Here is a 21,188-nt window from a genome sequence, read left to right on the forward strand (position 1 = left end):
GGGTCCAAGGACCACCGTATGTACTCGGGGACGGTGCGACCCCAGACGCGCGACTGGCCGATTCTGCTAGGCCGGCGCGCAAAACGTTTGACGCCATATCTGCGGCGGACCGGACCGCAGCGGGTACCCACGGAAAGGGGAAGGGTGTAGTCGCCTTTGTCTCACGTGAAACCAGACATGTCAACACCGCACCATCCGAGGACCCTCTAGCCGAGGGAAGAAACCCAACTCGATATACAAAGACGACGTGTCGCACGGACGCCCGTTCGTAAACCACACCGTCGCATTCGTACCCGGCCATAGAACTGGGCCACTTTGAGCAGTCCAGTCAGCCCGCGACGGCAAAAAGGCATGGGCGCTTAGCCTAGTCTGCCATCGTAGACAGGCTGATTTACTACCCTCTGGGATGACCGCAGCTGCTACCCCTAACTCCGCCCAGAAATGGAGACGCCCGACATGCTGTTAGTGGACGAGTCGCGACAACGGACAGCTCGGATTCCGGTGGCGAGCCCACCGGCTTGCCAATCATGAAGTCCCTAACACACCTTGAAGCATTCCGCGGCCTACGCGAACCGTAAAGTGACCCCCATATCCGCCCCTCCAGCCCGAGTTACGCCCGATCGACATCACACACGAACCGAGAGCCCGCCAGGCAAGATTTCACCTCAGAAGGGTCCTTTGAACTCCCTAGGCGACCCAATTCCCGACGCCTGGCCCCCACCGCGCTGTTGACGCCACGATATCCAAGGTGCCGGAGGTTTTTACGACCGGCCTCAATGATATTGGGACAAGAAAGAGGGCCTGTTTCACGTGAAACAGGCCCTCAATTAGATTCCGTAACGGGTGGTCCTAGTTTTCCGACCCCGGAGCAAGAACGTCCATGATCCGGTTCAGGTCCTCAACACTTGCGAATTCGATGCTGACCCGGCCTTTTCGGACGCCAAGGGAAATCTTCACATTGGTATCCAACCGGTCGGACAGGGAAGATGCCAAGTAGTCTAGCCGTTCATGCCTGGCACCGGGACGGGGGATGTTGTTCTTGGCCGGCTTGGCCGGATCCTGGTAAAGCGTCACGGCCTCTTCGGTTGCCCGAACGGACATACCCTCGGCCACAATTTTCTGAGCGAGCCGTTCCATTGCGGCAGCGTCCGGCAGGGCGAGCAGTGCACGGGCGTGGCCCGCGGAAAGAACGCTTGCCGCGACTCGGCGCTGAACCAAGGGCGGAAGCTTCAGCAGGCGCAGAGTGTTGGAAACCTGCGGGCGCGATCGACCAATACGATCAGCGAGCTGTTCGTGCGTAGTTCCAAAATCTTCGAGGAGTTGCTGATACGCGGCCGCTTCTTCCAGGGGGTTTAGCTGGCTGCGGTGCAGGTTCTCCAGGAGGGCATCCCTGAGAAGGTCATCATCAGTGGTGTCCCGCACAATGGCAGGAATGGTTTCCAAGCCTGCGGCCTGCACCGCCCGCCAGCGGCGCTCACCCATGACCAACTCATAGGGTTCACCACCTTTTTCGGTTGAAGTCCGCACAACAATTGGCTGGAGGACGCCGATTTCCCGCACAGAGTGGATCAGCTCCGCCATGTCATCTTCATCGAAGACCGAGCGGGGCTGTTTGCGGTTCGGATGGATGTCAGTGACCGGAATCTCGGCAAACCGCACGCCTGGGACCTCTACCAGGTCAACGCCGTTGTCTTCGACCTCGCTTTGCTTTTCAGCAGCAGGAAGCGCCGCGCCCTCCCCAGTGCCCCCGTTCAGTTCTGACGGATCCGGTGCGGTTTCTTCCGACTTAGCGGCCGGCCGGGTCTTGGCCGAGGTCGTGGCCGGAGCCTTCGCAGGAGCAGTCCGCTCTGCAGCCTTGGTGCTCGGTTTCGCGGGAGAGGCACCCTTCGGGACAGCCTCATCGTTCGTCACCTGAACATCCTCGGAGCGCTGCTTCACCAAAGCCACGGGAGAACGCGTTGACGAAGAGGGCGACTCTTCGGCGGACTCCGCGGAGGAGTCAACCTTCTTTCGGCCTTCAGGAAAGAAGAGGTCCACGGGCCGTGATGCAGGTGTCCCGTTACCCGACCCATTACCAGCGGCGGAACTTGGAATGAGTGCGCCAAGACCGCGGCCCAGGCCGCGTCGCTTCTCGCTCATGGATAAATCCCTCCGATGGAAGAGTTCGGCACTGCCGTACTCCGGTTGTTGCAGTTTTTGAAGATTCTAGCGCTCAGCGATTTCCGCTGCGGCTTCCAAATAGGACAGGGCTCCACTGGAGGAAGGATCGTACGTCATCACAGTCTGCTGGTAGCTCGGGGCCTCCGAGATACGCACCGAGCGGGGGACCACGGCACCCAGTACCTGGTCCGGGAAGTGCTGGCGAACCTCGGCCGCAACCTGTGCTGCGAGGTTGGTCCGGCCGTCGTACATCGTCAGGAGAATCGTGGACACGACCAGATCAGCGTTGAGGTGCTTCTGGATCATCTCGATGTTCTTCAGCAGCTGGCTCAGGCCCTCGAGGGCGTAGTACTCACACTGGATGGGGATCAGGACCTCACCGGCGGCACAGAAGGCATTGACCGTCAGCAGGCCCAGGCTCGGCGGGCAGTCGATGAAGATGTAGTCCAGACGCTCTTCGCCATTCTTGGCACGGGTCTTGGCATACACGTCGATGGCCCGGCGCAACCGCTGCTCACGAGCCACCAAGGAAACTAGCTCAATCTCGGCACCGGCCAGATGAATGGTCGCAGGCGCACAAATCAGGTTGCCGATATCCGGGCAAGGTGCCACAACGTCAGCCAGCGGGAAGTCGTTGATCAGGACGTCATAGATGCTGTCCACGTCGGCATGGTGTTCCACGCCGAGAGCGGTGGAGGCGTTGCCCTGGGGGTCAATGTCGATAACCAGCACATTTAAGCCTGCGGCAGCAAGGGCCGCGGCAATGTTCACGGTAGTGGTTGTCTTACCCACTCCGCCCTTCTGGTTGGAGACGGTGAAGACGCGGGTCTTGTCCGGCTTAGGCAGTTCCCTGCCGACCAGCCGTTCCCGGCGTTTGGTCTCATGCGCAAGCTCACGGGCAATCGGGCTGGAGTCGTCCATGGTGTCGATGACATTCGTCTTGCCAACTGAGGTTTCACGTGAAACAGAGGCAAAAGATGCTGCGCCTGCAACCGGGTTAGGATGATTGTCGCCCCGCAGCGGTGCGGAACCCATGCCAGCAAATGAACGTGCTGACCCCAAGGACACAAACGGGGGGATCCGTTGTGTGTGGGCTTCGCTACTGGTCACTGGGACACACTCACTCTCGTTCTGCTGTTCCTGCCGTTGTCTAGCCTAACCGCTTCGCCCTGCAGACCTAGGTTACCGGGCCAGGACTAGGCAATCTTTCGGGACTTGTTCACTACGATCCGCACCACAGTGGTGGGTTCTTCCAACAGGCTTTCGCCAACGGTGACCACGCTCGTCTGCACACCGCCGAGTTTACGGATCACCTTTGCGGCCTTTTCAATCTCTTCACCGGCACTGCGGCCCTTGATGGCCACAACCTCACCCTTGCCAGCGAGCAGCGGAATCGTGAGGCCGGCCAGGTTGGTCAGCGCAGACACCGCGCGCGCGGTGACCACATCGGCGTCGACCATGCCCACCGCAAGTTCCGCCCGAGTCCTCATCACGGTGACATTGGTGAGTCCAAGGTCGTCCACTACTTCCTGGAGCCAGATGACCCGGCGCTCCAGCGGCTCTATCAAAGTGAGTTCCAGATCCGGCCGTGCAATGGCAAGGCAGAGCCCCGGGAGGCCCGCACCGCTTCCGACGTCGGCGACACGACTGCCATGAGGGATCTCGCTTTCGATGACGGCACAGTTGAGTACGTGCCGGCTCCACAAACGCGGAATCTCGCGCGGGCCAATGAGTCCGCGTTCGGTCCCCGACGTTGCGAGGTGTTCAACGTAGCGCTTAGCCAGGTCCAGTCGGTCGCCGAAGATCTTCTCAGCCGCCAGCAGTTCAGCTGCCGTGATATCAACCATGGTTAACGGGTCAGCAATTCTCTAGTCAGCGGATACGACGATGTGGCGGCCGGCGCCTTCGCCTTCGGACTCACTGACCAGTCCAAGGTCAGCAACGGCGTCATGAACAATCTTGCGTTCGTAAGCGCTCATGGGTTCCAGCGCCACCGCTTCGCCGGTCTCCTTCACTGTTGCTGCCGCATCCTCGGCAATCTTCTGCAGGTGACCCGCGCGCTGTTGACGGTAACCGTTGATGTCCAGCACCAGCCGGGAACGGTTTTCGGTCGCTGAGAGCACGGAAAGCCGGGTGAGCTCCTGAAGAGCTTCGAGGACTTCGCCGTCCTCGCCCACCAGACTGTCGAGACTATCGGTCTCTTCCTCGGCGACGATGGAGATGTAGGTACGTCCATTGCGGACTTCGATGTCAATGTCGCCGTCGATGTCTGCGATGTCCAGGAGCTCTTCCAGGTAATCCGCAGCGACGTCGCCTTCCTCTTCCAGGCGGCTGGCAGCAGTGCCCTTGGGGTTGCTTTCGGTGTCCGTCGAGGCTTCGTCCTGATCGGCAATGATCTCGTCGGAGAGGGCGTTTTCGGTGCTTTCGGCTGACATTACTTCTTCTTCCTGTTCTTACGCTGGGGCTGGACGCGCTGTGCCTTTTGCTCGATAACCGCTGCGGCGGCAGCTGCTTCCGCTGCGGCGTCGGCCTTTTTTCCGCCCAGAATGGGCAGGGCCGGCAGGCCCTTGGCAGCCCGGCGCTCGGCGAGAGCCTTGGCAGCGGGGGATCCCGGCGTCGGCATGCGGCGGATAACGAAGAACTGCTGCGCCATGGTCCAGAGGTTGGTGGTGGTCCAGTAGATGAGGACACCGATGGGGAAGTTGATGCCGCCAACGCCGAACACGACGGGCAGGATGTAAAGCATCATCTTCTGCTGGCGCATGAACGGGCTGGCCATGGCCTCTTCGGACATGTTCTTCGCCATGATCTGCTTCTGAGTGATGAACTGCGAGGCCGTCATGGCCAGGATCATCACGATGCTGAGGACAACAACGGAGACGTTGGTGGCACCGCCGTGCAGCAGTGCGGAGGACAACGGCGCGCCGAAGATGCTGGAAGCGTCGAACTCCACGACCTGCTCATGGCTCATCGCGCCGATTCCTGCCCCCTGGTCTTTAGCCTGGGAGATTCCGGACAGCACTTGGAACAGGGCGAAGAAGAACGGCATCTGGATCAGCATGGGCAAGCAGGCAGAGAACGGGTTGGTGCCGTGCTTCTTGTACATGGCCATCTGCTCTTGCGCCATGGCCTGGCGGGAGAGTTGGTCGGTTTTGCCCTTGTACTTGTCCTGGAGCTTCTTCAGGTCAGGCTGCAGCAGCTGCATGCCCCGCTGGGCCTTGATCTGCTTGACGAACACCGGGATCAGGGCGGCACGGATCACCAGCACCAGCCCGATGATGGACAGCGTCCAGGTCCAACCGTTGGCGGCAGGAAGGCCAATGCTGCTCAAGCCATCATGGAATCCGATCATGATGATGGAGACCAGCCACTTGAACGGGGCCATTATTGTTCCAAAGAAGTCCATACGATATCCCTATTCGTCAGGCCGCAGCGCGGCCTTCTCCATCAGTCTGAGCAGCCAAGTACTTGTCCGGGTTGTTCAGGACAACAATTCTGGGGGTCCGGTTTTCGGGCCAGTGGTGGTGGCCGGCGGGGACATGGTCCACTCCACCGGCATTCCACGGATGGCAGCGGGCCAAACGCCGGACTGCGAGCCATGTACCCTTCACTGCCCCGTGGACCGTGATCGCCTCAAGCGCATAGGCCGAGCATGAAGGAAAGAAGCGGCATACCTGACCGTACAAGGGTGAAATCACCTTGCGGTAGGCCATCAGCAGCAGGATAAGAATGTTTTTGGGCAGATTCCAGATGAACCTGCCCACAGCGGCAACTCCGGGAAGAAGGTAGCGGACGACGGCAGCAGTCACGTTATGCACGCTGTGTCCCTTCCCGTGTTGTACCGGTTGAACCGTTTACAGCAGCCCGCGGAAGGCGGCTGCCCAACCGGCTCGTGGTTGACTCCAGTGCAGAGCCATAGTCCGCCAGCAGTTGGTTCCAGCTGGCGTCCGCGGACGCAGGCAGTGCCCGGACCACTATGGCGAACCCGGTACCGTACTCGCGCAGCGAGCCGGCGGCGGCTTCTCTCAGTCTCCTCTTAACGCGGTTCCTGACCACAGCGTTCCCGACACCCTTGGAAACGATGAACCCGATCCGGCTGGGTTCGTCGGCAGCGATGGCTGCCGCATATAACACTACGTTCCGGCGTCCATTGCGGACACCGGAACGTACGGTTGTTGAAAAATCAGTTGCAGTCCTCAAACGGTTACGGGTGGCCAGCACCTTAAACTCGCAAAGAAATGTAAACCGACGAGTCAGTTATTTAGGCCGACAGTTCGGTGCGGCCCTTGCCACGACGGGCTGCCAGGATGGCACGGCCGGCACGGGTACGCATACGAAGGCGGAAGCCGTGCTTCTTGGCTCGACGGCGGTTATTCGGCTGAAAAGTCCGCTTGCTCACGTTAGTTACTCCAGTGGATCAAAGGTGCGCCCACCCGATCAGTATTGGGAAGAACTGGCCGACGCTAAGTTTTGTATATGCACGCTTCCCCCGGCTGCTCAAACGCAATGCGTTGAAGAGATTCAGATGGGGACAGAAAGCGTACACAAAGGACTTCACAACACTAGGGCAAACGGACTGCGAGAGTCAAACCGAAGGAGCCCCCAGTGCCTCTCCGGGCCTGTGGCAAACGTGCCCCCACAGCCTGTGGATGAAGTGGCTCACACGGCCCGTTTTGGAACCACACCGGTGTAATTATCCACAAGCTACTTCCCAGCTATCTTCTAGCGTTTTGATCCCCTAGAGTGGCTCAGTAGCCGATTATCCACGGACTGTGCATAACCCTGTGGATGAAGCTGAACCACAACTCCTGGTTCCGGACTTGGGCTGCAACGTAATGCAGGCACGCAAGTTTTGAGGAACCGATTGATGACAGTAGACGAAGCCAACCACGCCAATACTGTCGGAAGTTCCTGGCGACGCGTGGTGAGCCTCCTCGAGCAGGACGACCGCGTTTCGCCGCGGCAGCGGGGTTTCGTCATCCTGGCCCAGGCACAGGGCCTGATCGGATCCACCCTCCTGGTGGCCGTCCCCAATGAGCTGACCCGCGAAGTGCTCCAGACCCAGGTGAAGGAAGCCCTGGACGACGCCCTCCACAACGTTTTCTCCGAGGACATCCGGTGCGCTATCGACGTCGATACGGATCTTGTGCCCATCCACAAAGAACCCGAACCCGTCGTCGAACCTTCCTATTCTGCAGATCAGCTGATCGAGCAGAAGCCACAGCCCATGCTGCCCAGCACGTCCCACGAATTCGGGCGGCTGAATCCCAAGTACGTCTTTGATACTTTCGTGATCGGCTCCTCCAACCGCTTCGCCCATGCCGCCGCCGTGGCTGTAGCCGAAGCCCCCGCCAAGGCATACAACCCCTTGTTCATCTACGGTGACTCGGGCCTGGGCAAAACCCACCTCCTGCACGCAATCGGCCACTATGCCCGGCGGCTGTACAGCGGCATCCGCGTCCGCTATGTGAATTCCGAGGAATTCACCAATGACTTCATCAACTCCATCCGCGACGATGAAGGCGCCAGCTTCAAGACCACATACCGGAACGTGGACGTTCTGCTGATCGATGACATCCAGTTCCTCGCCGGCAAAGACCGGACCCTGGAGGAGTTCTTCCACACATTCAATTCCCTGCATAACAACAACAAGCAGGTGGTCATCACCTCGGACCTGCCGCCCAAGCAGCTCGCTGGTTTCGAGGACAGGATGAAGTCCCGCTTCGAGTGGGGCCTGCTCACCGACATCCAGCCGCCGGAACTGGAAACCCGCATCGCCATCCTGCGAAAGAAGGCCCTCAGCGAAGGGCTCTCCGCTCCGGACGATGCTTTGGAGTACATCGCGTCCAAGATCTCCAGCAACATCCGCGAACTTGAAGGTGCACTGATCCGCGTCACGGCGTTCGCCAGCCTGAACCGGCAGCCCGTGGACGTTGCCCTCGCGGAGATGGTCCTGAAAGACCTCATCACCGACGACGGCGCACAGGAAATCACGTCGAGCCAGATCCTCATTCAGACGGCTGACTACTTCAAGCTCACCATGGAGGAGCTCTGCAGCAAGTCCCGGACCCGGACCCTGGTTACCGCCCGCCAGATCGCTATGTACCTCTGCCGTGAACTGACGGACATGTCGCTGCCCAAGATCGGCCAGGAACTTGGCGGCCGGGACCACACCACCGTGATCCACGCGGACCGCAAGATCCGTGAGCTGATGGCTGAACGCCGTGTGATCTACAACCAAGTCACCGAACTCACCAACCGGATCAAACAGCAGCAGCGCGACTCCTGACCCACCGCCTCTATACCTTATTAACAGGCGCATGTGGATAACCCTGTGGATAGTTAAGGGGACAACCCCGCTTAATGGGCTTAAAACCCTTAAGGCGCCTGTGGATCAGGAAAAACCCAAAAATTGTTATCCCCATCCACAACCTGTTTAAAACCTGGCTCGCCCACAATCGATGAACAGGGCTTAACCGCTGGATCCTGCGGCCGGATCGAGTTATCCACAGTTTCCACAGGGGTTATTAACACTACTAATCCCAAGAAATTGATTTCCCTCAAACAACAATCTCGATCCGCACTCCGAACGGGTCGGGGCCGATGGGCCCCCGGATGCCAAGCGGTGGGGCCGGGGATGGGTTAATCCCCGATCTTCCGGCTAAGCTGTCAGCAGCGCTCCCATCCTTGGGTTTCTTTGTGGTTCAGCACTCCGGGAACCATGCAGGTTCCGTGGTTGGGGCGCGACTATTTTTGGGCTCCCTTGCGGAGTTTCCGGTTCAGATATGGCAGCAGCAATGAAAGGCGGCACCCTTCCGTGAAGTTCAGAGTCGAACGGGACGTCTTGGCAGAAGCCGTCACCTGGACAGCCCGGTCGTTGTCTCCGCGGCCGCCGGTTCCGGTACTTTCGGGTTTGCTCCTGAAGGCTGAGGCAGGCACAGTGAGCCTGTCGAGTTTCGACTACGAAACCTCGGCGCGACTGGAAATTCCCGCTGACATCAGCACCGAAGGCACCATCCTGGTTTCCGGCCGCCTCCTTGCAGACATTTGCCGCAGTCTCCCCTCCGCCCCCGTGGATGTGGAAACCGATGGCAACAAAGTCACGCTCACCTGCCGCCGCAGCAGTTTCCACTTGGCCACCATGCCCGAGGCCGAGTACCCGCCACTGCCGGCCCTACCGGCCATCAGCGGCACCGTTCCTGGTGACGCGTTCTCCCAGGCTGTGTCGCAGGTCATCATTGCGGCCAGCAAGGACGACACGCTGCCAATTCTTACCGGCGTGCGAATGGAGATCGAGGACGATCTCATCACCCTCCTCGCGACGGACCGTTACCGCCTGGCCATGCGTGAAGTCCCCTGGAAGCCGGCGACTCCCGGAATTTCCACCAGCGCGCTGGTCAAGGCAAAAACCCTCAACGAAGTGGCCAAAACCCTCGGCAACAGCGGCGACATCAACCTTGCCCTGGCTGATGACGACAGCCGCCTGATCGGTTTCGAAAGCGGCGGACGCACTACCACCTCACTGCTGGTGGATGGCGACTATCCCAAGATCCGCTCCCTGTTCCCGGATTCCACACCCATCCATGCGACGGTGCAGACCCAGGAACTGGTCGAGGCTGTCCGGCGTGTTTCCCTCGTGGCCGAACGCAACACCCCGGTGCGTCTTGCTTTCACCGACGGACTTCTACACCTGGATGCCGGCACCGGCGAGGACGCCCAAGCCTCCGAGGAACTCGAGGCACAGCTTTCAGGCGATGACATTACCGTCGCTTTCAACCCGCACTATCTGGTGGAGGGCCTGGCCGTCATCGAGACCAAGTACGTCAGGTTCTCCTTCACCACGGCGCCCAAGCCGGCCATGATCACGGCCCAGGTGGACGCCGATGGTGAGGACCAGGACGACTACCGCTACCTTGTCATGCCCGTCCGCCTCCCCAACTAGTACCCACCGCCACCCAACAACCAATGTAGAAAGAGAACCCGCATCGTGCACATCGGACTGATCGGCCTTGGCAAAATGGGTTTCAACATGCGCGAGCGGCTGCGCAAGGGTGGCATCGAGGTCACAGGCTTCGACCGCAACGCCGAAGTAACCGACGTCGCCACGGTGGACGAGCTCATCGCAGCTGTCCCTGCACCGCGGCTCATCTGGGTCATGGTTCCATCCGGCGAGATCACGGACGCCGTCATCTCCGAGCTCGGAAACAAGCTCGACGCCGGTGACCTGGTGATCGACGGCGGCAACTCCCGTTTCACCGAGGATCAGAAACATGGTGCCGCGCTGGCCGAAAAAGGCGTCCGGTTCGCGGATTGCGGTGTTTCAGGTGGTGTGTGGGGTCTCCAGAACGGCTACGGTCTGATGGCTGGTGGCGATGCGGCCGATATCGAGTATGCGCTGCCGGTTTTTGATGCCCTCCGTCCCGATGGGGAACGTGCCGACAGCTTCGTCCATGTAGGCGGAATCGGTGCCGGCCACTACGCGAAAATGGTCCACAACGGCATCGAGTACGGCCTGATGCAGGCCTACGCCGAAGGCTATGAACTGCTGGCCGCCAAGGAAATCGTGGATGACCTGCCCGGAACGTTCCGGGCCTGGCAAAAAGGCACCGTGGTCCGGTCCTGGCTGCTGGATCTTATGGTTAAAGCCCTGGAGGAGGATCCGGGACTGGCCTCCATCGATGACTACGTCGAAGATTCGGGCGAAGGCCGCTGGACCGTCGAAGAGGCCATCGCCAACGCCGTACCGGCACCTGCCATCACGGCCGCCCTGTTCGCCCGCTTCTCATCCCGCGAGGATAACTCGCCGGCCATGAAGATGGTCTCGGCCCTGCGCCACCAATTCGGCGGGCATGCCACCCGTCCCGCCAAGTAGCCCCCACCCGGGACCCTGCGGGGTTCCGAGAATTCTGAAGACCGCGTGTACCTAGAGCACCTTTCCCTGACCGACTTCCGCAGCTACGCCCAGGTTGACCTAGCCCTCGGGCCGGGTGTCACCGTGCTCGTAGGATCCAACGGAATCGGTAAAACCAACCTCATGGAGGCCATCGGTTATCTGGCCACGCTGAGCTCGCACCGGGTCAGTTCAGACGGTCCGTTGCTGAGGTTCGGCACGGACCGCTCACTCGTCCGCGCCCGCGTGGTCCGCGGCGGCCAGACCACGGTGCTGGAACTTGAAATCAATGCCAGCCGGGCCAACCGAGGCCGGATTAACCGGAGCAACCCGGTCAGGGCCAGGGATCTGCTGGGAATCTGCCAGACAGTGCTTTTTGCCCCGGAGGACCTGGCACTGGTCAAGGGTGATCCGTCAAACCGCCGCCGGTTCCTCGATGAACTGCTGGTGAGCCTGATTCCGCGGCACTCTGCAACACGCACGGATTACGACAGGGTCCTGAAACAGCGCAATGCGCTGCTCAAGTCCGCCCGTACAGGGAAATTCACGCCCGCCCATGAAGCCACCCTCGATGTGTGGGACCAGCACATGGCACGGGCCGGCGCCGAGTTGCTGCACGCCAGGCTGGAACTGGTTGAGCGGCTACGCCCGCACCTGGCCAAGGCATATGCCCAGCTCACGGACGGTTCAAAGGAAGCCGGGGCCCAGTATCGGTCCACCCTCCAAAACCTGATGGACGACGACGGCGGTGCAGCCTTGGGTACAAACGGCGGTTCCGAGGCGGCCGGGGCAGCCGTGTCCGGTTCCGCCGGGGCTGAGGATCTCAACCGTCTGACCGTCGAAGAACTCACGGACCGCTACGTCCAGGCTTTCGCCGGGTCACGCCGGAAAGAACTGGAACGCGGAATCTCCCTCGTGGGGCCGCACCGCGATGAGCTGGAACTGATCCTCGGCGAGGCGCCCGCCAAGGGCTACGCCTCACACGGCGAAACCTGGTCGATGTGCCTGTCGTTGCGGCTCGCTTCCTATTACGTGATGCTGGATGATGCCCGGACCGGCGGGTCAGCACCAATCCTCATCCTGGACGACGTTTTCGCCGAGCTCGACGTACAGCGGCGGCGTAAACTTGCCGCAATAGTCTCCGGCGCGGAACAGGTCCTGGTGACCGCCGCCGTCGACGCCGATATCCCGGACGAGCTGTCCGGCCGGCGGGTGAAGGTTATCCCGGGAGGTATCGATGAATAAGGACGACAAGGGCGGGCTGCAGCCCGGCCGGGATCCCGACAACATCGATGCCCCGCAGGCGGCACTCAACAGAATGCGTGAGGCCGCCGCAGCACGCGGCGAGATCCGCCGAAAATCATCCCCTCCCAACGGGACCGCCAAAACCAAACGCGGCATCAGGGACACCCGCGGCTTCAGCCAGTTCCATGCCACCGGGCGCGATCCCCTGGGACTCGGCAAGGTGGTGGGTCGCCTGGTAGCGGAACGCGGGTGGACCTCGCCGGTGGCTGTCGGTTCGGTCATGGCTGAATGGGCCACCTTGGTAGGCCCGGAAATATCCGCACATTGCACGCCGGAGAGCTTCACTGACACCACCCTGCACGTGCGCTGCGATTCGACTGCCTGGGCCACGCAGTTGAGGCTGCTGAGCATCAGCCTGCTGGAGAAATTCCGTACTGAACTCGGCGACGGCGTGGTCACCAGCATCCAGGTCCTAGGACCGTCGGCACCCAGCTGGCGCAAGGGCGGCCGCACGGTCAACGGCCGCGGACCCCGCGATACCTACGGCTAGCCGCCGTCGCCGGCTCTTGAATATTGTTCCGGCGGCGTGTAGGGCGCTCCAAGGACCAAGGGGCGTATAGGCACCCGGGGGCTGGACCGCGAGGGCGCCCTAGCCGCGGTCAACGGCCTCACACGGGCACATCGGGGGTCGGCATGGCCTCCTGAATGCGGGTTTGCGGCCAATTTCACGGTAGAATCACAACAGATAACTGGGCGCCGGCGAAAACGTTGACTGTGTCCGTTTTCCGCGCGCACACAGCAGGCGGACATCGGTTCTGCAGGTCGACCTACTCGTCAGTGCCATCAGCTTGTGCCTGTTGGCGGCCGCTTTTCCCTGGGAAAGACGGCCGCCGGCCATCATCGAAAAAGAGGAGTCGACAGCACCTGTGGCTAACGACAATACAGATACCCAGGCAGTGGAACGCGCAGTGGCGGACATCCCTGATACGCCGGCGGAAGCTGCGACACCCCGGGAATACGGCGCAAGCGATATTACCGTACTTGAAGGCCTGGAGGCGGTCCGGAAACGCCCCGGCATGTACATCGGATCCACCGGGCCCCGCGGCCTGCACCACCTCGTCTATGAAGTGGTGGACAACTCGGTCGATGAGGCATTGGCCGGCTACTGCACGCACATCGAGGTTGTCTTGCAGGCCGACGGCGGCGTGAAGGTTGTAGACGATGGCCGCGGAATCCCCGTGGACATGCACCCCACCGAGCACAAGCCCACTGTTGAAGTGGTCATGACCATCCTCCACGCCGGCGGAAAGTTCGGCGGCGGCGGATACGCGGTCTCCGGCGGCCTCCACGGCGTGGGTATTTCCGTAGTGAACGCCCTCTCCAGCCGCGTGGACACGGAGGTCCGCCGCCAGGGCAACGTCTGGCGGATGTCCTTCGCCGACGGCGGCAAACCCCAGGGCAGCCTGGTCCAGGGTGAGGAAACCACCCAGACCGGCACCACTCAGACGTTCTACCCCGACGCAGACATTTTCGAATCAACGGACTTTGATTTCGAGACGCTCCGGGCACGTTTCCAGCAAATGGCCTTCCTGAACAAGGGTTTGCGTATCACCCTGACAGACGAGCGCCCCGTGGCCGTGAAGTCCGACTCCGAGGACGACCTCGATCTCGACGCCGTTGCCACCGAAGGGGAAGTCACCGCCGATCACCGCACGGTGGTGTATCAGTACAACGACGGTCTCCTCGACTACGTAAAGTACCTGAACTCGGGCAAAAAGGTTGATGTTGTCCATGAGGATGTCATTTCCTTTGAAACCGAGGACAAGGACCGCAAGATTGCCCTGGAAATGGCAATGCAGTGGACCAGCGCGTACTCCGAAAGCGTCCACACGTACGCCAACACCATCAACACCCATGAGGGCGGCACCCACGAAGAGGGTTTCCGGGCAGCCATGACATCGCTCGTCAACCGCTACGCGCGGGAGAAAGGCATCATCAAGGAAAAGGATGACAACCTCACCGGTGATGACATCCGTGAAGGCCTGACGGCAGTCATCTCGGTGAAACTGGCCGAGCCGCAGTTCGAGGGCCAGACCAAAACCAAGCTCGGCAACTCCGAGGTCAAGGGCTTTGTGCAGCGCGTCGTCACCGACGGCCTGGGAGACTGGTTGGAACGCAACCCCGGCCCCGCCCGCGACGTGATCCGCAAAGCCATATCCGCCGCCCAGGCCCGGATGGCCGCCCGCAAGGCCCGCGACAATGCCCGCCGCAAGAGCCCGCTGGAGTCCTTCGGCATGCCGGGCAAACTGTCCGACTGCTCCTCAAAGGACCCGGCCCGTTGTGAGGTCTACATCGTGGAGGGCGACTCCGCCGGTGGATCCGCCAAGCGCGGCCGTAACCCCGAAACCCAGGCCATCCTGCCGCTGCGCGGCAAGATCCTGAACGTGGAGCGCGCCAGGCTGGACAAGGCCCTGGGTAACGCCGAGGTCCAGTCCATGATCACGGCGTTCGGTACCGGCATCGGCGAGGACTTCGACCTCAGCAAGCTGCGGTACCACAAGATCGTGCTGATGGCCGATGCCGACGTCGACGGCCAGCACATCACGACGCTGCTGATGACGCTCCTGTTCCGCTACATGCGCCCGCTCATCGAAAACGGTTACGTGTACCTGGCGCAACCCCCGCTGTACCGGATCAAGTGGTCCAATGCCCCGCACGATTATGTCTTCAGTGACAAACAGCGGGATGCCAAGCTGGTTGCCGGCCAGGCCGCCGGCCGCCGGATCCCGAAGGACAACGGCATCCAGCGTTACAAGGGCCTGGGTGAGATGGACTACACCGAACTGTGGGACACCACCATGGACCCGGACCACCGGACCCTCCTGCAGGTGACCATGGACGATGCCCTGGCCGCGGACCAGGTGTTCTCCACCCTGATGGGCGAAGACGTGGAATCCCGCCGAAACTTCATTCAGCAGAACGCCAAGGACGTCAGGTTCCTGGATATCTAGCCGTTAATCGGACTGATATTCCCTAACCGACATATACCTGGAACGGAAAATATAAACGATGAGTGACGAAACACCCGAGGTACCGGCGGATTCCGCCGATCTTCCGGACACCGTACTTGAAGGCGACGTGCTGATTGACCGCGTGGAGCAGGTGGACCTGCAAACCGAAATGCAGCGGTCCTACCTGGACTACGCCATGGCCGTCATTGTGGGCCGTGCCCTGCCCGACGTGCGCGATGGCCTGAAACCTGTGCACCGCCGCGTGCTGTACGCGATGTTTGACGGCGGCTACCGGCCTGACCGCTCCTTCAACAAGTGCGCGCGCGTGGTGGGCGAAGTCATGGGCCAGTACCACCCCCATGGTGACACCGCGATCTACGATGCCTTGGTGCGCCTCATCCAGGACTGGACCATGCGGTACCCGCTGGCCCTGGGACAGGGAAACTTCGGCTCGCCGGGCAACGACGGCGCCGCCGCTCCCCGGTACACCGAAACCAAAATGGCGCCGCTGGCCATGGAGATGGTCCGGGATATCGACGAGGAAACCGTCGACTTCCAGGACAACTACGACGGCAAGAACCAGGAACCCACCATCCTGCCGGCACGTTTCCCCAACCTTCTGGTCAACGGTTCCTCAGGCATCGCCGTCGGCATGGCCACCAACATCCCGCCGCACAACCTCCGCGAGGTGGCAGACGGCGTCCAGTGGTATCTCGCGAACCCTACGGCCACCCGCGAGGAGCTGCTCGAAGAGCTGCTCCTTCGCATCAAGGGGCCGGACTTCCCCACCGGCGCAACCATCCTTGGCCACAGGGGCATTGAGGATGCTTACCGGACCGGCCGCGGGTCGGTCACGATGCGCGCGGTAGTCAATGTGGAGGAACTCCAGGGCCGCACGTGCCTGGTGGTCACCGAACTGCCTTACCAGGCCAACCCGGACAACCTGGCCATCAAGATCGCAGAGCTGGTCAAGGATGGCAAGATCTCCGGCATTGCTGACCTCCGTGATGAAACCTCCGGCCGCACCGGCCAGCGTTTGGTCATTGTGCTCAAGCGCGATGCCGTTGCCAAGGTGGTGCTGAACAACCTCTACAAGCACACGGAACTGCAGAGCAACTTCTCAGCCAACATGCTGGCGATCGTGGACGGGGTCCCGCGCACACTGAGCCTGGACGCGTTCATCCGCCACTGGGTCACGCACCAGATGGACGTCATTGCCCGCCGTACCCGGTACCGCCTGCGCAAGGCCGAAGAAGAAGCGCACATCCTGCGCGCGCTCCTCAAAGCACTGGACATGCTGGACGAAGTGATCGCCCTGATCCGGGCGTCCAACACCACGGAAGCCGCACGCGACGGCCTCATGCAGCTGCTCGATATCGATGAGCTGCAGGCCCGCGCCATCCTGGACATGCAGCTGCGCCGCCTGGCCGCCCTGGAACGCCAGAAGATTCAGGACCGCCATGCCGAACTGGAAGCCCTGATCGCCGAGTACAACTCGATCCTGGCCTCCGAAGAGCGGCAGCGCGACATCATCAGCACGGAGCTGGGCGAGATTGTGGCCAAGCATGGCGATGACCGCCGCACCAAGATCCTGATGGGCTTCGACGGCGACATGTCCATTGAGGACCTCATCCCCGAAGAGGAAATGGTTGTCACCATTACCCGCGGCGGCTACGTCAAGCGCACACGCAGCGACAACTACCGTTCCCAGCAGCGAGGCGGCAAGGGCATCAAGGGCGCGCAGCTGCGCGGCGACGACGTGGTGGAGCACTTCTTCGTCACCACCACCCACCACTGGCTCCTGTTCTTCACCAACCTGGGGCGCGTCTACCGCGCCAAGGCCTACGAGCTGGTGGAAGCCGGCCGTGACGCCAAGGGACAGCACGTTGCCAACCTGTTGGCCTTCCAGCCGGACGAACACATCGCCCAGGTCCTGGACCTCAAGGACTACCAGCAGTCCCCGTACCTGGTGCTCGCCACCAAGCGCGGCCTGGTCAAGAAGACGCGACTGGAGGATTACGACACCAACCGTTCAGCCGGTGTCATTGCGATCAACCTGCGCGACGAGGACGAACTGGTTTCGGCCCAGCTGGTTTCGGAAACGGACGACCTCATGCTTGTTTCACGCAAGGGTCAATCCATCCGCTTCACCGCCACTGACGATGCGCTGCGCCCCATGGGCCGCGCGACGTCGGGCGTGACCGGCATGAAGTTCCGTGAGGACGATGAACTGCTAGCCGCCGACGTGGTCACGGACGGTTCGTTCGTCTTCATCGTCACCGAAGGCGGCTACGCCAAACGGACCGCTGTGGAAGAGTACCGCCTGCAGGGCCGTGGCGGCCTGGGCATCAAAGTGGGCAAGTACCAGGAGGAACGCGGGCACCTTGTCGGTGCCTTGATCGTCCAGGAAGAAGACGAGGTCCTGGTGGTCATGGAAGGCGGCAAGGTGGTCCGTTCGTCCGTGGCCGGCGTCCCCGCCAAGGGCCGCGACACGATGGGCGTCATCTTCGCAAAACCGGACAAGAACGACCGCATCATCGAGGTGGCGCGGAACAGCGAACGGGGTCTCGAGGGCGAAGAATCCTTGGAGGATGACGTAACGTTGGCTGAAGACGGTGGGTCCCCCGAGGGAGCCGCAGAGTCAGCATCAGCACCAGAATCATCACCGGCTGTTGAGTCAGAGGACGCCTCCGGCGACGCTGAGCCGAACGAAGACTACACCGGAGGTAACGAGTGAGTAATCCCGACTCATATCCCAAACCGAGCAGCACCGTCCCCGGCGGAACGCCCCAGCCCGCGGCCGCACCGCGGGTGAACGCACCTGTTCGCCCGCAACAGCGGCCGGCGGCTCCTGCAGGCGCCCCGGGGCAACGTCCCGCAGCACCCGGACAGCGCCCCGTCCAGGGCCAGCCCGGTCAGCGCCCCGTCCAGGGTCAGCGGCCCGCTCCCGGCGGACAGCGTCCCGCGTCTGCACAGGGGCAGCCCGGCCTGGTCAAGCCCGCACCCAAGGCAAAGGTCAGGCGTGCCCGCCTGCTGGTCAGCAAGGTGGATCCCTGGTCCGTCCTGAAGATGGCCTTCCTGCTCTCTGTGGCGCTGGGAATCGTCACAGTGGTGGCTGCCATCGTCCTCTGGACGGTCCTGGACCTCACAGGAATCTTCGACCAGGTGGACAGCCTCCTGGGCACGCTGGCCGGTTCCGAGGGGGGCGGCTTCGAACTGAAGAAGGTGGCGTCCCTGGGGCAGGTGGCCTCCTTCGCCACCATCATCGCCGTCGTCAACGTTGTTCTGCTGACCGCGCTGTCCATGCTGTCAGCGGTGCTGTACAACATCTCAGCCACACTGGTGGGCGGCATCGGCGTGACGCTCACGGACGACTAAATCCCACAATTCCACCGGGAATTCTCCGGTGAAATGCCTCGATTTGAGATCGGGCCGGGATGTGCTGTAAAGTCATATCTCGGCCCGATGAGGCATCGGGGCGTATAGCTCAGGCGGTTAGAGCGCTTCGCTGATAACGAAGAGGTCCCAGGTTCAAGTCCTGGTACGCCCACGGAACCTGTGCAGGTTTCATGGAAGGTTTGGTTTGCTTAGCGGCAGGCAAAGCCGGAACGGGGTGCATGTGAAGAAGTTGCTGGTACTTGCAGCTGCGATCGCAGGCGTCCTGCTCTATAGGAAAGCACAGGAATCCGAAGCCCGGAAAACAGTCTGGAGCAATTCGACCGATCAGGTCGAATAGGCCGGACGCCCCGGACCGGAAGCCGGCTAAAGGCTCCACGGTTCTAGGGTATGATTGACGGGTTGCTTCTTATGGGGGCATGGCGCAATTGGTAGCGCACCTGCTTTGCAAGCAGGGGGTTCGGGGTTCGAGTCCCCGTGCCTCCACCATAAGAGAGTCCCGGACAGCGGAAACGCTGTCCGGGACTTTTTCGTTGCAGCCGACCAGTAGGGTGAAAAAGTGAACCTCCTTCTCGCAGCGCTTGGGGTGCTGGGTGTGGCCTCATCCGGGCCCCTGATTGCCGCCACCCTCGGCGCAACCACCGTCAGCGCCCTGGCCATCGCCTTCTGGCGCAACGCCATCGGGGCCGCCGTGATGGCCACACCCACGTTGCTCCGCGAACCCCGCCAGTTCGGCCGGATCACCGGCCCCGAATTCCGCTGGTCCCTGCTGGCCGCCGTCGCGCTTGCACTCCACTTCGCCTGCTTCATCACTTCGCTGCAGCTCACCTCCGTGGCCGCCGCCACCGCCCTCGTCTGCCTTCAGTCGGCGTGGATCGCCGTCTTCCAGCTCATTCGCGGGACCAGGCACCGGTGGCCGGTTCTGGCCGGACTCGGTATGGCTCTGGGCGGCGTAGTAACCATCACCGGATTCGACATGGGTTCCTCGCCGGACGCGTTCCTGGGCGACGTCCTGGCCGTGGCCGGCGGGGCTCTCGCCGGGCTCTACACCCTTGCCGGCGGCAAGGCCCGCCAGACCATGACTACTGGCACCTACACCACACTCTGCTACGGCATGTGCGCGGCTGTGGTGGCGGTGCTTGCCGTGTTCAGCGGCCAGCCCTTGGCAGGGTTCGACGCCGTTGGCTGGCTGGGTATCCTTGCCATCACCGTGTGTGCCCAATTGGTTGGCCACACCGCCTTCAATCACCTGCTCGCCACCATGAGCCCGCTGCTGGTTTCGATGATCATCCTGCTCGAGATCCCCGGCGCCGCGCTGCTGGCCGCGGTATTCCTGCACGAAACACTTCCCGCAGGCACATACGCGGGCCTGGCGCTCATCCTCGCCGGCCTCGCCGTTGTGGTGACGGGACAGCGCTCAGGCCTCGGCCGCCGTCGGGATGCGAACTCAGGGGAAGGCACACAGGCCGGCGAACCGCCGTCGGACCGGCTCGCGGATCTCGGCACTGACTGAAGGCTGCCTGCAGCGCAGGAGCCAAAGAGGGGGCTACTGTCCGCCGCGGCGGACAGGCTGGGCGGTGTTGACCGTGTGGATGGCCCGCAGGAGCTTGGCCGGGAAGTAGACCGAGAAGAACACCACCATGGGCGCCTTGAGAGCCATCTTCTTGACGTTGTGCGCCTTGTACGTCCGGTCGAAGCGGGTCACGTAGTACCGGTAGTCGCGGGGTGAGTCTTCCAGCCGGCGCGCTGACATGCCGGAGACCATTTGGGGCCAGTACTGGACCTTGAGGTCGTGATCGGCGAGGTGCAGGGAGAGGTCGATATCCTCATGCATCTCGTCCTTCTCGTCACGGCAGGTTTCGTCCCGGATGGTGGCCCAGGCGGTGGCGCGCAGGGCCATGTTGGATCCGAACAGGAAGTGGTACTGGTGCTTGGCCAGCTTGAGCATCATCTGGCGCATCTTGTCATCAGCCTTGAGCCCGAAGCGGCGCATCGGCATGTCGTAGTAGACCACCGGGCCGGTTGCTGCCTGCACTGACGGGTCCTGGAACGCTTTCCGGACTTGTTCCACCCAGTCGGGTTCCACCACGGAATCGGCGTCAATGCGGCCCAGGATGTCGCCGGTGGCGTGGTTCAGGCCGAAGTTCCTCGTGGGAATCAGGCCCTGGTCCTGGTCCTGGCTGAGAAGGATGATGGGGCTTTCCGGATACTCCAGCTGCATCTGCGTCACGATGGCGGCGGTGCGGTCTGTGGAGAGATTGTCCACCACGATGATTTCGTGGGCCGGCACTGACTGGTAGACGGCAGCGATGAGGCACTGCCGGATAACACTTTCCTCGTTATAAGCCGGGATGACAATGGACACGCGGGGCAGTTCTGCTGCGTCGTTCAAGGCATCCCCAGAGGATTGATCGGCTGACATCAGTCCAAATTTAGCACCGATCGGGGTCCGTCCCATCGGTATACGGTCGGAGTCCGGACAAACT

At 61.8% G+C, this 21,188-nt stretch carries 19 protein-coding genes and 2 tRNA genes; 12 read left to right on the forward strand and 9 right to left on the reverse strand.

Annotation, left to right across the window (positions count from 1 at the left end):
* Positions 1-849 precede the first annotated feature (849 nt).
* The 8 genes from AB4Y73_RS08640 to rpmH form a co-directional block, all read right to left on the reverse strand.
* On the reverse strand, positions 850-2,139 hold the full coding sequence (locus tag AB4Y73_RS08640; RefSeq protein ID WP_441870971.1) for a ParB/RepB/Spo0J family partition protein: 1,290 nt from the start codon (positions 2,137-2,139) through the stop codon (positions 850-852).
* A 66-nt stretch (positions 2,140-2,205) separates the two neighbouring features.
* Positions 2,206-3,270, reverse strand: coding sequence for a ParA family protein (locus tag AB4Y73_RS08645; protein WP_441870973.1), 1,065 nt, complete (start codon positions 3,268-3,270; stop codon positions 2,206-2,208).
* Positions 3,271-3,356: 86 nt separating this feature from the next.
* Positions 3,357-4,007 carry a 16S rRNA (guanine(527)-N(7))-methyltransferase RsmG gene (gene rsmG / locus AB4Y73_RS08650; protein WP_441870975.1) on the reverse strand — a complete coding sequence of 217 codons (651 nt, stop codon included), beginning with the start codon at positions 4,005-4,007 and terminating at the stop codon, positions 3,357-3,359.
* A gap of 21 nt (positions 4,008-4,028) precedes the next feature.
* Positions 4,029-4,595, reverse strand: a complete 567-nt coding sequence (locus AB4Y73_RS08655) for a Jag family protein (protein WP_441870977.1) — start codon at positions 4,593-4,595, stop codon at positions 4,029-4,031.
* Entirely contained in the window at positions 4,595-5,566 is a 972-nt protein-coding gene (yidC, locus tag AB4Y73_RS08660; RefSeq protein WP_441870979.1) for a membrane protein insertase YidC, read from the reverse strand. The genes AB4Y73_RS08655 and yidC overlap by 1 nt, the downstream gene beginning before the upstream one ends.
* 16 nt (positions 5,567-5,582) lie before the next feature.
* Complete coding sequence (gene yidD / locus AB4Y73_RS08665; protein WP_441870981.1) at positions 5,583-5,978, reverse strand: membrane protein insertion efficiency factor YidD; 396 nt, start codon at positions 5,976-5,978, stop codon at positions 5,583-5,585.
* Positions 5,971-6,381: a ribonuclease P protein component gene (gene rnpA, locus AB4Y73_RS08670; RefSeq protein ID WP_441870983.1), complete on the reverse strand. Its 411-nt coding sequence runs from the start codon at positions 6,379-6,381 to the stop codon at positions 5,971-5,973. Before rnpA ends, yidD begins: the two co-directional genes overlap by 8 nt.
* Before the next feature lie 40 nt (positions 6,382-6,421).
* Positions 6,422-6,559 carry a 50S ribosomal protein L34 gene (rpmH, locus tag AB4Y73_RS08675; protein ID WP_003800212.1) on the reverse strand — a complete coding sequence of 46 codons (138 nt, stop codon included), beginning with the start codon at positions 6,557-6,559 and terminating at the stop codon, positions 6,422-6,424.
* Between the two features lie 468 nt (positions 6,560-7,027).
* On the opposite strand from rpmH, the gene dnaA reads away from it, so the two are divergent.
* The 12 genes from dnaA to AB4Y73_RS08735 all read left to right on the forward strand — a co-directional run bounded on the left by dnaA (position 7,028) and on the right by AB4Y73_RS08735 (position 20,215).
* On the forward strand, positions 7,028-8,449 hold the full coding sequence (dnaA, locus tag AB4Y73_RS08680; protein ID WP_190990522.1) for a chromosomal replication initiator protein DnaA: 1,422 nt from the start codon (positions 7,028-7,030) through the stop codon (positions 8,447-8,449).
* Between the two features lie 528 nt (positions 8,450-8,977).
* The gene (dnaN, locus tag AB4Y73_RS08685; protein WP_441870985.1) at positions 8,978-10,102 is read left to right on the forward strand and encodes a DNA polymerase III subunit beta; all 1,125 of its coding nucleotides are present in this window, start codon (positions 8,978-8,980) and stop codon (positions 10,100-10,102) included.
* Between the two features lie 45 nt (positions 10,103-10,147).
* Positions 10,148-11,032, forward strand: coding sequence for a phosphogluconate dehydrogenase (NAD(+)-dependent, decarboxylating) (gnd, locus tag AB4Y73_RS08690; protein ID WP_441870987.1), 885 nt, complete (start codon positions 10,148-10,150; stop codon positions 11,030-11,032).
* Between the two features lie 45 nt (positions 11,033-11,077).
* Positions 11,078-12,295, forward strand: a complete 1,218-nt coding sequence (gene recF / locus AB4Y73_RS08695; protein ID WP_441870989.1) for a DNA replication/repair protein RecF — start codon at positions 11,078-11,080, stop codon at positions 12,293-12,295.
* Positions 12,288-12,845, forward strand: a complete 558-nt coding sequence (locus AB4Y73_RS08700; protein ID WP_441870991.1) for a DUF721 domain-containing protein — start codon at positions 12,288-12,290, stop codon at positions 12,843-12,845. Before recF ends, AB4Y73_RS08700 begins: the two co-directional genes overlap by 8 nt.
* Positions 12,846-13,221: 376 nt before the next feature.
* Entirely contained in the window at positions 13,222-15,306 is a 2,085-nt protein-coding gene (gene gyrB, locus AB4Y73_RS08705; protein ID WP_441870993.1) for a DNA topoisomerase (ATP-hydrolyzing) subunit B, read from the forward strand.
* Between the two features lie 58 nt (positions 15,307-15,364).
* Positions 15,365-18,043: a DNA gyrase subunit A gene (gene gyrA, locus AB4Y73_RS08710; RefSeq protein ID WP_441870995.1), complete on the forward strand. Its 2,679-nt coding sequence runs from the start codon at positions 15,365-15,367 to the stop codon at positions 18,041-18,043.
* The gene (locus tag AB4Y73_RS08715; RefSeq protein ID WP_441870998.1) at positions 18,040-18,684 is read left to right on the forward strand and encodes a DUF3566 domain-containing protein; all 645 of its coding nucleotides are present in this window, start codon (positions 18,040-18,042) and stop codon (positions 18,682-18,684) included. Before gyrA ends, AB4Y73_RS08715 begins: the two co-directional genes overlap by 4 nt.
* Before the next feature lie 98 nt (positions 18,685-18,782).
* Positions 18,783-18,856: transfer RNA gene (locus AB4Y73_RS08720), tRNA-Ile, on the forward strand.
* A 69-nt stretch (positions 18,857-18,925) separates the two neighbouring features.
* Entirely contained in the window at positions 18,926-19,042 is a 117-nt protein-coding gene (locus AB4Y73_RS08725) for a DLW-39 family protein (RefSeq protein WP_441871000.1), read from the forward strand.
* A gap of 73 nt (positions 19,043-19,115) precedes the next feature.
* Positions 19,116-19,191 (forward strand) — tRNA-Ala (locus tag AB4Y73_RS08730).
* Between the two features lie 70 nt (positions 19,192-19,261).
* Complete coding sequence (locus AB4Y73_RS08735; RefSeq protein WP_441871002.1) at positions 19,262-20,215, forward strand: DMT family transporter; 954 nt, start codon at positions 19,262-19,264, stop codon at positions 20,213-20,215.
* A 33-nt stretch (positions 20,216-20,248) separates the two neighbouring features.
* Here the strand turns inward: AB4Y73_RS08735 and AB4Y73_RS08740 are convergent, their stop codons facing one another.
* The gene (locus AB4Y73_RS08740) at positions 20,249-21,124 is read right to left on the reverse strand and encodes a glycosyltransferase (RefSeq protein ID WP_441871004.1); all 876 of its coding nucleotides are present in this window, start codon (positions 21,122-21,124) and stop codon (positions 20,249-20,251) included.
* Positions 21,125-21,188 lie beyond the last annotated feature (64 nt).

This window comes from Pseudarthrobacter sp. TAF60_1 (assembly GCF_052113505.1).
GTDB lineage: Bacteria > Actinomycetota > Actinomycetes > Actinomycetales > Micrococcaceae > Arthrobacter.

What these genes read in the sequence shown, in the direction of transcription:
- gyrA (WP_441870995.1), top strand. Translation starts at nt 15,365, where the DNA reads ATGAGTGACGAAACACCCGAGGTACCGGCGGATTCCGCCGATCTTCCG.
- AB4Y73_RS08640 (WP_441870971.1), bottom strand. Translation starts at nt 2,139, where the DNA reads ATGAGCGAGAAGCGACGCGGCCTGGGCCGCGGTCTTGGCGCACTCATT.
- AB4Y73_RS08655 (WP_441870977.1), bottom strand. Translation starts at nt 4,595, where the DNA reads ATGTCAGCCGAAAGCACCGAAAACGCCCTCTCCGACGAGATCATTGCC.
- rsmG (WP_441870975.1), bottom strand. Translation starts at nt 4,007, where the DNA reads ATGGTTGATATCACGGCAGCTGAACTGCTGGCGGCTGAGAAGATCTTC.
- AB4Y73_RS08740 (WP_441871004.1), bottom strand. Translation starts at nt 21,124, where the DNA reads ATGTCAGCCGATCAATCCTCTGGGGATGCCTTGAACGACGCAGCAGAA.
- dnaA (WP_190990522.1), top strand. Translation starts at nt 7,028, where the DNA reads ATGACAGTAGACGAAGCCAACCACGCCAATACTGTCGGAAGTTCCTGG.
- yidC (WP_441870979.1), bottom strand. Translation starts at nt 5,566, where the DNA reads ATGGACTTCTTTGGAACAATAATGGCCCCGTTCAAGTGGCTGGTCTCC.
- AB4Y73_RS08700 (WP_441870991.1), top strand. Translation starts at nt 12,288, where the DNA reads ATGAATAAGGACGACAAGGGCGGGCTGCAGCCCGGCCGGGATCCCGAC.